Genomic DNA, 12928 nt, shown 5'->3' with positions numbered 1-12928 from the left:
TAAAAATTACTCTTTCATATTGATAGCTAGGCCAATAAAAAAGGCTACCAAATGGTAGCCTTTCTCACATTCTATAAAGAATTACTCCACTTTACTGAAATCTCCACCTTTAATAATAGAGAAATCGGCAACTTTTAAGTATTTCTTAACAACTTTATGTACATCTTCTTTAGAAAGCTTACTTAGTTTGTCTTCATACTTTTTGCTAAATTGCATATTTCTATCGTAATAGAGATTTCCGTTTAACTTGCTAACCAATTCTCGGTCTTGAGAACGGCTCACACGTTTACCTTGTAATAAACCTGATTTTGCAGATTCAATCTCTTCATCTGTAAAACCATCTTTAATTAAACGAGCTAGCTCTTCTTTAAAACCAACTTCTACTTTATTCAAGTTTTGTGGTGCACAAATCGCGTAAGCCCCCATAGAGGCGCGCGCCTCACTGTTACTCATGCGAACAAAAGAACCTGCGCCATAGCTTAACCCATCTTTTTGACGTAAACGTGTTGCCAAGCGACTATTCAAGAAGCCACCACCAAAGATATAGTTCGCTAACTCAAGCGCTGGTGCATCTTTGCTATTCATACCAACGGGTAAACTAACAGCAGCAACAAATACAGCATTCTCTTTATCTGGTGTATTAAAGTCTTTATTTTCGACTTTTAGCTTGTGGTATGGGTGAGCAATTCGTTCGTAGTCGGTTTTTGACTTCCAATCACCAAATAACTCGTTAAGAGAGTCAATGACCGCTTTTTCATTAAAGTCACCTACTACACTTACTTGCATGTTGTTTGCGCCATAAAATTTGTTATGGAATGCGTTTAAGTCTTTCAACTGAACGCTTTTCAGCAAGGCTAACTCTTCTTCCATCGTTGGAATATAACGAGGATGAGACTTATCAAATGGATTTTGTTTTCTTGAGTACTCTCTAAATGCTATTGCTTGAGGATCTTGAAGTTGTTGCTCAATATCAACTTCAGTTGTTGATACCAATTGTTCAAACTCTTTCTTATCAAATGCAGGCTTCTTCAGCACTTCTGCAGCTAAGTTAATTGCAGGAACCAAGTTCTCCTTAGTAGTAACAATACGAGCAAAGCTACCTTGCGCCGAGCCACCGATGCTTGCATTAGCTTTTAACTTATCAAACTCATCTTTTAATTGTTCACGAGTATAGTTTTCACTACCACGCATTAACATTGACCCCGTTAAGTCACCAATCGAAGACATATCCTTAAGCGACTTAAGATCACCCATTTGGCTTGATAAGGTAAATACAACTGATTCGCCACGAGTTTTCTTAGTAAGTAGTGCTACTTTCACTCCGTTATCTAGTGTAACAGTACGCGTGCGGCTATCAATGTTGTCATGACTTGGATCAAACGCTTCACCTTGAGCAACGTTCTCACGCCCTTTATAACCTTTAAGCATTTCTGCAATATTTTCGACTTGAGGGATTTCAACACGCTCAGGCTTATCTGTTGGTAAGAATTTACCTGTTGTACGGTTATTTCTCACTAAGTAAGTAGTTGCAACACGTTGAACATCTTCTTTGGTGACTTTTTCGATTCGGTCACGATTTAAGAAAAGTAAACGCCAATCACCCATACCAACCCATTCACTTAAGTCTAAAGCAATACGTTCTGATGAGTTAAAACCAAGCTCAATATTCTTAACCAAAGTGCGTTTGGCACGCTCAACTTCTTCTTCAGTAAATGGGTTGTTTAATACGCTTTCGATTGTTGCATCTAAAGCCGCTTGTGTTTTATCTAAATCAAAGTCTTTATCAACTTCAGCAAAATAAATAGCTACACCAGGCTCTTGCCATTGGAAGTTAAAACCAAACGCTCGACTTGCCAATTTCTCTTCAACAAGTCCTTTATATAAACGACCGGTAGAATTTGCGCCAAAAATTTCTGTCGCTACATCTAACGCTGGGAAATCAGCATGAGAACCTGCTGGTACATGATAAATATTACCCACTAATTGCACATCACCTACACGTCGAACATTAACTTGGCGTTCACCGTCTTGTGCAGGGTCTTGCGTATAAAGCGGTTCAATTGTTCGTTCTGGCTTTGGTATAACGCCAAAATACTGCTCAATTTTATCAAGCATCTCTTTGCTTTCAAATTTACCCGCCACAATTAAGGTCGCGTTATCAGGTTGGTAATATTTCTTATAGAAAGCTTTTAAACGATCTATCGATACATTTTCCAAGTCTGCACGTGCACCAATGGTTGATTTACCGTAGTTATGCCATTCAAACGCAGTCGCCATCATTCGCTGAAGCGTAACGCGAAAAGGGCTATTTTCTCCACGCTCAAATTCGTTACGAACCACCGTCATTTCACTATCAAGATCTTTCTTCGCAATAAAAGAATTCACCATACGGTCCGCTTCCATATCAAGCGCCCAATTAATGTTTTCTTCTGATGCAGTAAAGGTTTCAAAATAGTTTGTGCGATCTGTCCAGGTTGTACCATTTGGACGGGCACCGTGTGAACTTAGTTCAGCAGGAATGTCTTTATGGCGAGGGGTACCTTTAAAAACAAGATGCTCAAGTAAATGAGCCATACCCGTTTCACCATAGTTCTCATGCTTAGATCCTACGTGGTAAGTAACGTTTACCGTAACAGTCTCTTTAGTTTGGTCAGGAAATAATAATACCTGTAAACCATTATCTAATCGGTATTCGGAAATACCTTCTATTGTTGCTACTTTTTCTGCGGCTATTGCACCTAACGAAATTAAGCTTAAACCACTACATACGATAGAGGTAACGAATAAATGCTTACGCATTCGAGTGAGGAACATCCAAGTCTCCTTTATAATTGTTAATTTTTTGTTAAATAAAGACGTTGACCTAACGATATAACTCAGCAAGATGAATAGCAAGCATTGGTTTAACAGATGAAGAATTTACTGGACAGAAAAAAGGCCGGTAAAACCGGCCTTTTCATGGATATGTTTAAAACTGATTACCTGAAGGCTCTGAGTCGCCTTTTTCAGCTTGTATACGCATATAAATTTCTTCGCGATGCACAGATACTTCTTTAGGTGCATTTACACCTATACGTACTTGGTTACCTTTAACACCTAGTACAGTCACGGTGACGTCGTCACCAATCATTAATGTTTCACCGACGCGACGAGTTAATATTAACATTCTACGGTTCCTTTATGTATGAAATGAGATCCACTATATATATTTAAGCTAGTTTTGGTCTACGACCTTTACTAAGTTAGACCACTTTTTAAAAATTTTCCTAAATTTATCTGCAAAATTTGTAAAAAAATAATAACTTAGCTAGACAAATCTAATCCAAATTTATGATGTAACAAACGTACAGCTTTAATCAGTTCAGATTCATCAATTACAACAGAACATGCTATTTCTGAGGTTGAAATTAACTTTACGTCAATTTCTTCAGCAGCAAGCAACGATAAAATAGTACCCGTAATACTTGCATGAGAATTTATGCCGATACCTATTGCTGACAGTTTAGCAACATTATCGAAGGTGTGGATAGTACCAAATTTGTTACATGTTGTAATCTGCTTTAGCGCATTTTTCATACTACTTAGCATATCTCTCGCTAAGGTAAAGCTTACCTGCTTCTTAGTAGGTGACACTTGGTTAAATGTCACCATGTCCGTTTCAATATTTTCTTTACCTAATACAACAAAAATTTCAGAAACCGAGACACTATCTATATCATCAATTAGCACCAGCGCTTCTTGCTGATGATGAACAATACTAGAAATAATTGTAGGTAAACATGTTTCCGCTAATAGTTGTTCTTGGGTCAAAATAATAGTTCCTTGATCTGGTTTAAAGCTACTTAGGACTCTTATCGGCATACCATGCTTAAAAGCGTATTCTACGGCTCTGTTTTGTAGCACTTTAGCCCCTAAACTTGCCATAACAAGCATAGCTTCAAAGCTTAGTTGACCGATGCGCTGTGCTTTATCAACAATTCGAGGATCCGCGCTGTAAACGCCATCAACGTCAGTAAATATTTGAGTTTCTGCCGCTTTCAGTGCAACAGCTAACGCTACAGCGCTAGTGTCAGAGCCTCCTCGGCCGAGTGTTGTAATATTATTGTCGCGGTCTTGTCCTTGAAAACCAGCAACAATAACAACCTGTTCTTGAGCAAGAGCTTGATGTAAACGCTCAGTAGCAATATTTTCTATCCTAGCGGCATTGAAACGATTATCGGTCTTTATACCTACTTGATGAGCCAACAAAGAAATCGCAGATATTCCTTGTTTTACTAAAGCTATTGCTAACAGTGAAATGCTCACTTGCTCACCTGTTGCCAGTAGCATGTCGAGTTCACGACTTGCTGGTTCACTATCAAGTTGCTGAGCCATAGCTAACAATCGATTTGTTTCACCTGCCATAGCCGAAAGTACCACAACAACTTGATGTCCTTGGCGAACAGTAGCAATTATGTTTTCAGCTACTGCTTCTATACGAGAAAGGGAACCTACCGAGGTTCCCCCATATTTTTGAACAATTACTGCCACTTAGTTTTGCCTGTAACTGCTAGCTGAGTTTTTCAGCCAACCAAGGTTGTACTAACGCCAACGCGGCAGGAATATTTTCTGGTTGGCTGCCACCGGCTTGTGCCATATCAGGGCGCCCGCCCCCTTTACCGCCAACTTGCTGAGCAACTAAGTTGACTAGCTCACCAGCTTTAACCTTGCCGGTTAAATCTTTAGTCACACCCGCAATTAAGCCAACTTTTCCATCATTTGCCGTCGCTAGCATAATAATACCAGAACCCATTTTCACCTTAAGCTCGTCAACCATACCGCGAAGCGCTTTAGATTCAACACCGTCCAAATTAGTGATAAGTGCTTTTACCCCATTAATGTCAACTGCTTGGCTGACAAGATCACCACTTGCGGCAGAAGCTAATTGCTGTTTTAACTGACCAATTTCTTTTTCTAGTTGCTTCGAACGAGCAATCATTTGCTCAACTTTACTTGTCGTACTTGCAACGTCTGATTTTACTAAAGACGCTATCATCGATAAGGTATCAGCTTGACTATCGATATAGTTAAGCGCTGCATCAGCAGTAACAGCTTCAATTCGACGTACACCAGCTGCAATACCAGACTCAGAAGTGACTTTAAATAAACCGATATCACCCGTACGTTCCACATGAACACCACCACACAGCTCAGTAGAAAAGTCACCTAACGTTACCACGCGCACTTCGTCATCGTATTTTTCACCGAATAACGCCATGGCACCTTTTTCTTTGGCTTCATCAATTTGCATTAGCTCTGTTTCGCGAACAAGGTTACGTCGTATTTCACTATTAACCATACGTTCGATCTGTGTTAGCTCTTCAGCTGTAACCGCTTCAAAGTGCGAGAAGTCAAACCGCAATTTATCTGGATCGACTAATGAGCCTTTTTGAGTTACGTGCTCACCAAGTACCTTACGTAAAGCCGCATGCAAAATGTGCGTTGCAGTATGGTTTTTGATAATTTTTTCACGGCGTTCAACGTCAATTTCAGCTTTAACTCGGCGATTTACACCTACTGCAACACGAGCAACTCCGTGATGCGCAAAAGCGTTGCCGACTTTCACTGTATCGGCAACTTCAAAGATGCCACCATCTAAATGAAGCAAGCCAGTGTCACCAACTTGACCACCTGATTCAGCATAAAATGGCGTGTTATCTAAAACTACTACACCTTTTTCATCCGCCTGCAATTCTGCAACACTTTCACCGTCTTTAAAAAGCTCTACAACTGTGCTTGAAAATTCGTGTTTGGTATAACCCTTAAACTGCGTTTGCTTATCCGTTTTTAATTGTTCGTTATAGTCAGTACCGAATTGACTTGCTTGCTGGGCGCGCTCACGTTGTAGGCCCATTGCAACATCAAAACCATTTTGGTCGATACGAAGTGCTCGTTCACGTGCAATATCAGCGGTTAAATCAGCTGGAAAACCGTAAGTATCATATAACTTGAATACGTCATCACCATTGATCGTATCACCATCTAGGTCACTTATGATGTCTTCTAGAAGTGCCATGCCGCGATCTAATGTGCGACCAAATTGCTCTTCTTCTATGCGTAACATTTTCTCAACAACTGCCTGTTGTTTAACAAGTTCTGGATATGCTTCACCCATTTGCTCAATTAATGCAGCGACCAATTTGTGGAAGAAGAAGTCTTTGGCACCAAGTTTATGACCGTGGCGAATAGCGCGACGAATGATGCGACGCAATACATACCCTCGACCTTCATTAGATGGCATAACACCATCAGCAATCATAAAGCTACATGAACGAATATGATCAGCAATCACACGTAGCGACTTGTTTTCCATATCATTACAGTTAAGTAGTGAAGCAGCAGCACCAATAAGTCCTTGGAAAATATCAATTTCGTAGTTGCTATGCACATCTTGCATAATAGCTGAAATTCGCTCTAAACCCATGCCTGTATCTACTGAGGGCTTAGGTAATTGTTCCATATTTCCGTCAGCGTGACGGTTGAACTGCATGAAAACTAAGTTCCAAATTTCAATAAAACGATCACCGTCTTCTTCTGGAGAGCCAGGAGGGCCGCCCCAAATATGTTCACCATGATCATAGAAAATTTCTGAACATGGGCCACATGGTCCAGTATCACCCATTGACCAAAAGTTATCAGAGTCGTATTTCTTGCCACCTTTTTTATCGCCAATGCGAATAATTCTATCGGCTGGAACACCTATTTCCTTATTCCAAATATCGAAGGCTTCATCATCAGTTTCATATACTGTGATTAACAATTTTTCTTTTGGTAATTGAAGAACGTCAGTTAAAAATTCCCAAGCATAGTTAATAGCGTCTTGCTTGAAATAATCGCCAAAACTAAAGTTACCAAGCATCTCAAAGAAAGTATGATGGCGTGCTGTGTAGCCAACGTTTTCTAAATCATTGTGCTTACCGCCTGCGCGAACACAACGCTGAGAAGAAGTTGCTCTGGTGTAGCTTCGCTTTTCAGCACCTAAAAACACATCTTTAAATGGCACCATACCAGCATTGGTAAATAGTAACGTGGCATCGTTTCCTGGTACTAAAGAAGCACTTTGGACGATTTGATGTTGCTTTGAAGCAAAATAATTTAAAAATGCCGTTCTAATTTCAGCACTACTTCTAGTCATGGGATAATTCCAACTTTAATCTATGTAATCTGTATTCAATGCCGCCATACATTCATCAATGGAATAGCCGCGGTATTGTAAAAATCTTAACCTTTTCGCTTTATCTTTTTGATCTAGAATTTCACTAGAACCAAAGCGTTTTTGGTAGGCTTCCTGTGCCTGCTGGTACCAATCGATGGATTGTTCTTCGAGGACCGCCAGGTAAATCTCGCGCTTTATACCTTTGGATTTGAGCGCTTGTTTTATATATTGCCAACCGTAACCACGATTCACTTTATTTCGGATCACACTTTCTGCAAATCGGATATTAGATAGATAATTATTCTCAACTAAATAATCAATTACAGGTGCAATTTCATCAAGTGGATGCTGTTTAACTTTCAGCTTTTGGGTTAACTCTTTTTCCGAATGCTCTCGGCGAGATAGCAAACCAATAGCTGAATGTAATATTTCTTTATTCAACGAATCTGAGGCTAGACAAATAATAGTCGGTATTCTACCTATAAACGCCCTGTAATGTGTAGTGATTTTGTGGAGAATTCAAAGGGAAAACGCGATTCAATCACTTGTAATGAACTGAATCGCGAAAATTTGTTATTGATAGGCTTTGATTAAGGTTTTTAACCAACGCTCTTCAGTAATAAAGTGCCATGAAAGATGCTTGTATTTCTCTGCTACACCTTGCGTCAAAATTTCTTCTTCTGATTTACCGACAGCGAGCTGCTCAGTAACCAGCTTAATGCACTCTCGAATCATATCTGCAAACTGTTTTAAGCTCGCTTTATCGGTTAATTTGCCATGGCCAGGAATAATAGCAACATTGTCAGGATAATTAGCAATCATATATTCAACATTAGCTAAATAGCCATCAACTGTCCCTCCCCCTTTTGTGTCTACATAAGGGAATCCTAATTCGAAGAATAAATCGCCGGTATGAAGTACATTCGCATTTTTGAAATAAACAACAGTGTCGCTATCGGTATGTCCTGAAGGTAAATGGGTAAGCTGAACAGTTTCTTGCTCTAAATGAATTGTTACACCTTGTTCATAAGTCACTACAGGTAAAGCGTCTGATGTTAGTTTATCGTTACTAGCCAAGCGCTTTCTGACATTATTATGAGCAAATATTGGTGCTTTATGTGAAAAGTAGCTATTACTACCCGTATGGTCGCCGTGATAGTGAGTATTTACTACATACTTTAAATCTTTATCAACAATACTTTTCATTGCCTGTTCAATTTTTTCAGCTAATGGCTCAAACTGATCATCAACTAACATTAAGCCTTTTTGGGTAGCTAAGACGCCAATATTCCCACCAGCCCCTTTAAGCATATAAACTTGGCCCGCCACCTGTGTAACTTTAATTTCAACATCAGCATACCTATCGCAAATAGCCTGAAAAGAGAATAGAGACAGTAATAAGATTGAGCTCAGCTTTTTCATTGTTTAATTCTTATTAATTGAATGAGAGCTAAGACTTTATGGCAAAAAAGGATGGATATACAAGCAGTAAATTTATTATCAATTTAAAACACAAAGCCTAACTGCTGATGACGTTCATCACCCTCCTGATCGTTTGGTAATTCGGCGAATGCCACAAAAACACCTAACAATCTCACTGTTTTGCCATTGCCACGTTGAAAGGCCGACTCCATCAAGTTCTTCATTCCATCTTCATCAAGTGCTAAAGATTGCTGCTCCATTGTCGTTAAAGTGAAATCAGCAAATTTTATTTTAACTCCTTGCTTTGCAATGACTCTATCTTGATGTTTTTGCAGTCGCTGTTTCATTTTGTCTATTAATTTTGGTATTTGTGCGATACATTCTTCAACTGTCACTAGATCATCAGCAAAGGTATGTTCTACACCAACCGATTTACGAACACGATTCACCTTAACTTCTCGGTTATCCACCCCAAAACTATAATTAAACAAACGCTCTGCGAAGCTTCCTACTAATGGTGTTAACTCTTTGATCGACAACGCACGGATATCAGCACAGGTCGTTGCACCAAAGCTAGCTAGTTTCTCACTGGTTTTCGGGCCAATGCCTGGTATTTTCCTCAACGGCAACACCTCGATAAACTCGTTGACTTTATCTGGTGAAACAACGCATTGACCATTGGGTTTGTTTTCATCCGACGCTATTTTGGCCAAAAATTTATTAGGAGCAATTCCTGCAGATGCGGTTAATTGAAGTTCATGCCAAATGGCGTTACGTATATCCTGCGCGATTAAGGTCGCACTGCCATTAAATAAACAACAGTCGGTGACATCAAGGAATGCTTCATCCAATGACAATGGCTCTACCAATTGAGTATAGCGACTAAATATTTCTCGTATATGCATCGAAACTTCGTGATACACCTGCATACGACCATGGACAATTTTTAAATGAGGACAAAGCTGTTTAGCCTTTATTGCGGGCATAGCAGAGCGCACGCCAAATTTCCTTGCTAAATAATTGCAAGTTGAAAGCACACTTCGTTTACCCTCGCCACCTACAGCTAAAGGAATTTCGCGATATTCTGGATTGTCACGCATCTCAACCTGTGCATAAAAGCAATCCATGTCGATATGGATAATTTTTTTCATAACACCAAACCAAACTGTATATTTAAACAGTATAAAGATTAATAATAATGCTGCAATAAAAAAGTCTCCGGCAGAAACTCTTCTTTTGGTTTCTGTACAAATGTAACTTTATTTAATATCTACCCTTCCCTTCTTAACATCTGTCTCTGTTTAATTACATATTTACAAAATAGGGCCGTTCACTAGCTATTCAGCTGATTAACTACATGTTAAGTTAAAAATGAGAAGAACAATTAACATGGATCGCTAGATGAAGTTTAGGTTGTCTAATGGAGTGGTATACGAGCCTGCAGCACAAGCGCTTACAAAAGAGAATGAAAACACACCACCCATCAAGTTAGATAACTTGGAAGCCATGCTTCTCTCCTTTTTTATTCAACATAGTCAGCAAGTTCTTCATAAACAAACTTTAATGGACTTATGGCCTACCTCCATTGTTATGGAACACTCGTTAATGAGAGTGATTTCGTCGCTTAGAAAAAAGTTAGGCGACAACCCAGAACAAGCGAAATTTATCAAAACAGTACCACGAAGAGGCTATCAATTTATTGGCTCGGTAGAGCAGCTACCAACAGAGAAAGTGAATAAACAGCCAGTAAAAGACGAGGCTTGGCTGAATTATCGCTTATTGTTCCTGCTATGTGCTCTAGTGATCCTCGCAGCAAGTTATTTTTGGCTAACCAATACCACTGCTCACAACTTAGCAGAGGAACAAACAGTAACGCCGGTAGTATTCGTTGATTTTGAAACAAAAAAATCAGATATTTCGGTCAATCCAAGTGGTAATTGGCTGCTATATTTGGCCGAAAACTTAGGTGGTAGCAAGTTATATATTCGATTAAAGCGACTTACAGATAATAAGCATATCGATCTAAAAAGCAGCGAGCTAGAGATTCTTGCGGCAAGTTGGCATACAGATGATGAAATACTTTTTATAGCGCATGAGAATCAGACATGTAAAATTTTCAAAGCGATATTGAACTCTGATCAGCTTTCACCACCGATTCCGTTATCAAATTGTCATCAAAGCGAAAATACCCAACAAATTGCTCCAGCGGCTGAGTTATACCAGTTCAGTAGTCTATTAACTAATAACTCTCATGGGACAAGAGATAACCAGTTTCAGGCCAACACCTATAAATTCGTGACAAGCCCTAATCGACAATACCTTGCTTCATTAAGTAAGACAGAGACTAAAGGCACATTAATCTCCCTATTTAACACTGAAGCAATAGGCAGTCCTATATGGACAATAGAGCTCGAAATACCATTGAACAATGTAGCGCTTTCTAACTCAAGACTTAGCTTTATCAATTACTGGGGACAGCTAACTTACTATGATATTACGACTAAACAGCTTATCGACTATCAAACCAAATTCACTTCATCTATTTATAGTCCAACCACCTCGGCTACCAATGAATTAATAGTTTTAGAGGGAAGTACAGAAGAAAGTGCAATTTGGTTACATAATTTAAAGACATCAGAAAATAGACAATTATTTGAATTATCGCGCGCCAAAATTGATATGCCGTTATTTGTTACAGAAAATCAGATTGCTTTTATTTCAGACTACTCAGGAAATGAGCAAGTGTGGCTTCACTCGTTACAAGAAAATTCCATGAAACAGCTCACACACTTCCAACTCAAAGAACGGGTTAAAAGTTTTGATATTAGCTTGCAAGACAATATTTTGGCGATAGAAGAAAGCACAGGAATTAGCATTTTTACTTTTAATGATGCTAAGCAACCCTCGCTTGTTGGTTTTATTGATGAAGGAACTTTACCTGCCATAAATGATGGTTATATCTATTTCGTCAAAAAACAAAACTCTACAAGCAGTATATTTAAATACAACTTATATAGTAGAACTATTGACCTTGTTATTTCTGAAGGAAGTTATTACCGCCTTATTGATACCGAAATCATCTTCAGTAAAGCAAGTGAAAATGGTTTATGGCGTTATAATAATGAGAGCAGTGTTAGGATTCCTAATACGCAATATATTCCAAACGCGAGTACATTTTCGGTTTATCAGAAGTTAATAATATTCTCTCACCAATCAACTGACGCACTAGACATAGAAACTGGTGAACGGGTCAATACGTTAACAACATTAAATTGCGTAAGCTTTTCTCTTGCCGGTCACTGCCTTCAGATCAAAAATAAAAAAATAGCTAATAAAATCATCAAACTGAGTAAAGTTAAATAACGCTCCTTTTACTCAGGGGGCTTGTTAGCAAAAGCTTAGTTTATTGTTAAAAATGGGAAGTCTCTAAGACTGTCGAAACCAAAAGCAGAATAACAACCAAAGCGATTATTGCAGGCGTTATTCGGTAGTCTTGAACCTAGCGCTTTCGTTGGGCGTCTAAATAAGACTAACCGTTCCGACAATACTTCTTCTACTTTAGGTGAAGTGATAGTTATAACTTCAACTTGATCTATTGGCCACGCTAACTTTCCTTGTGCACTCTTTTGCAACGGTTGTTGTGACATTACTTGATATAGCCTGGGAAAAGACGACTCATTTATCGACTTTTCCTCCTCAATATATTCAATTAAGGTTGGAACATCGGGGTGTCTATCTAAGTATATTTTAGCTAAATAAGCATCGGCCTTTTGAAGGTTTAACAAACCAAACTGTTTGTTTATGTAGATAATAGCTAATAAGAAATTAGCATTTTTAAAATTCTTCCGCGCAGCAGTTTCTAAGTAACGAATTCCTTTATCGACATTCTTAAAATTAGGGTGACTTAAATAAACAAGCCCTGCTTTATAGTGCCCTGCGACAACTCCTCCTTTCGCTGCTTTCTTAAAATAGTACAAAGCCAACTCAATATTTTGCTGTGTGCCATATCCTGCATAGTACAGCTCACCTAAAAAGTGCATTGCTTCGCCATGGCCTCTTTTTGCGGCAGCTTTGTATTGATTGAAATAGCTTACACACACCTCAGTTTGGCATTCTTTAACTTTAGCTGCGTGAACATTATTTGCGTAAATTACGCTGAATAACGCTAGAGAACAAAAGAGCGATTTTAGCATGTTAGCTTTCCTTATCATTTAATGAGCTGAATAAACAACTTACGACTTATTGTAAAAACGGTAGTTAACTTTAAAGCACATTAGAATTAATAACTGATAATAACATCTAACATTTTCT

General features: G+C 38.8%; 9 protein-coding genes. 1 reads left to right on the top strand and 8 read right to left on the bottom strand.

Annotated features, from left to right (window positions below):
• Positions 1 to 81: 81 nt before the first annotated feature.
• From HII17_RS11570 to dinB, 7 genes are all read right to left on the bottom strand, one after another.
• Entirely contained in the window at positions 82 to 2814 is a 2733-nt protein-coding gene (locus tag HII17_RS11570; protein ID WP_235938713.1) for a M16 family metallopeptidase, read from the bottom strand.
• 154 nt (positions 2815 to 2968) lie between these two features.
• Positions 2969 to 3166 carry a carbon storage regulator CsrA gene (gene csrA, locus HII17_RS11565; protein ID WP_115999145.1) on the bottom strand — a complete coding sequence of 66 codons (198 nt, stop codon included), beginning with the start codon at positions 3164 to 3166 and terminating at the stop codon, positions 2969 to 2971.
• A 137-nt stretch (positions 3167 to 3303) separates the two neighbouring features.
• Entirely contained in the window at positions 3304 to 4530 is a 1227-nt protein-coding gene (locus HII17_RS11560) for an aspartate kinase (RefSeq protein WP_169075516.1), read from the bottom strand.
• Positions 4531 to 4549: 19 nt separating this feature from the next.
• The gene (gene alaS, locus HII17_RS11555; protein ID WP_169075515.1) at positions 4550 to 7174 is read right to left on the bottom strand and encodes an alanine--tRNA ligase; all 2625 of its coding nucleotides are present in this window, start codon (positions 7172 to 7174) and stop codon (positions 4550 to 4552) included.
• Between the two features lie 15 nt (positions 7175 to 7189).
• Positions 7190 to 7636 (bottom strand): regulatory protein RecX, encoded by a 447-nt coding sequence (locus tag HII17_RS11550; protein WP_169075514.1) that lies wholly within the window; start codon positions 7634 to 7636, stop codon positions 7190 to 7192.
• Between the two features lie 132 nt (positions 7637 to 7768).
• Positions 7769 to 8617: an MBL fold metallo-hydrolase gene (locus tag HII17_RS11545; protein WP_211185334.1), complete on the bottom strand. Its 849-nt coding sequence runs from the start codon at positions 8615 to 8617 to the stop codon at positions 7769 to 7771.
• An 83-nt stretch (positions 8618 to 8700) separates the two neighbouring features.
• Positions 8701 to 9768, bottom strand: a complete 1068-nt coding sequence (dinB, locus tag HII17_RS11540) for a DNA polymerase IV (protein WP_169075513.1) — start codon at positions 9766 to 9768, stop codon at positions 8701 to 8703.
• A gap of 250 nt (positions 9769 to 10018) precedes the next feature.
• On the opposite strand from dinB, the gene HII17_RS11535 reads away from it, so the two are divergent.
• Positions 10019 to 11980, top strand: coding sequence for a winged helix-turn-helix domain-containing protein (locus HII17_RS11535; RefSeq protein ID WP_169075512.1), 1962 nt, complete (start codon positions 10019 to 10021; stop codon positions 11978 to 11980).
• Positions 11981 to 12015: 35 nt separating this feature from the next.
• On the opposite strand, the gene HII17_RS11530 is transcribed toward HII17_RS11535, so the two are convergent.
• Positions 12016 to 12810 carry a tetratricopeptide repeat protein gene (locus HII17_RS11530; protein WP_169075511.1) on the bottom strand — a complete coding sequence of 265 codons (795 nt, stop codon included), beginning with the start codon at positions 12808 to 12810 and terminating at the stop codon, positions 12016 to 12018.
• Positions 12811 to 12928: the final 118 nt, after the last annotated feature.

This window comes from Thalassotalea algicola (genome assembly GCF_012932965.1).
Lineage (GTDB): Bacteria > Pseudomonadota > Gammaproteobacteria > Enterobacterales > Alteromonadaceae > Thalassotalea_F > Thalassotalea_F algicola.
The sequence above is the reverse complement of the archived record's forward strand: the minus strand, read 5'-3'. Positions and strand labels throughout refer to the sequence as shown.

Excerpts from the sequence above, each read along its gene's own strand:
- HII17_RS11545 (WP_211185334.1), bottom strand. The coding sequence starts at position 8,617 with ATGAAAAAGCTGAGCTCAATCTTATTACTGTCTCTATTCTCTTTTCAG.
- HII17_RS11530 (WP_169075511.1), bottom strand. The coding sequence starts at position 12,810 with ATGCTAAAATCGCTCTTTTGTTCTCTAGCGTTATTCAGCGTAATTTAC.
- HII17_RS11570 (WP_235938713.1), bottom strand. The coding sequence starts at position 2,814 with ATGTTCCTCACTCGAATGCGTAAGCATTTATTCGTTACCTCTATCGTA.
- dinB (WP_169075513.1), bottom strand. The coding sequence starts at position 9,768 with ATGAAAAAAATTATCCATATCGACATGGATTGCTTTTATGCACAGGTT.
- alaS (WP_169075515.1), bottom strand. The coding sequence starts at position 7,174 with ATGACTAGAAGTAGTGCTGAAATTAGAACGGCATTTTTAAATTATTTT.
- csrA (WP_115999145.1), bottom strand. The coding sequence starts at position 3,166 with ATGTTAATATTAACTCGTCGCGTCGGTGAAACATTAATGATTGGTGAC.
- HII17_RS11535 (WP_169075512.1), top strand. The coding sequence starts at position 10,019 with ATGAAGTTTAGGTTGTCTAATGGAGTGGTATACGAGCCTGCAGCACAA.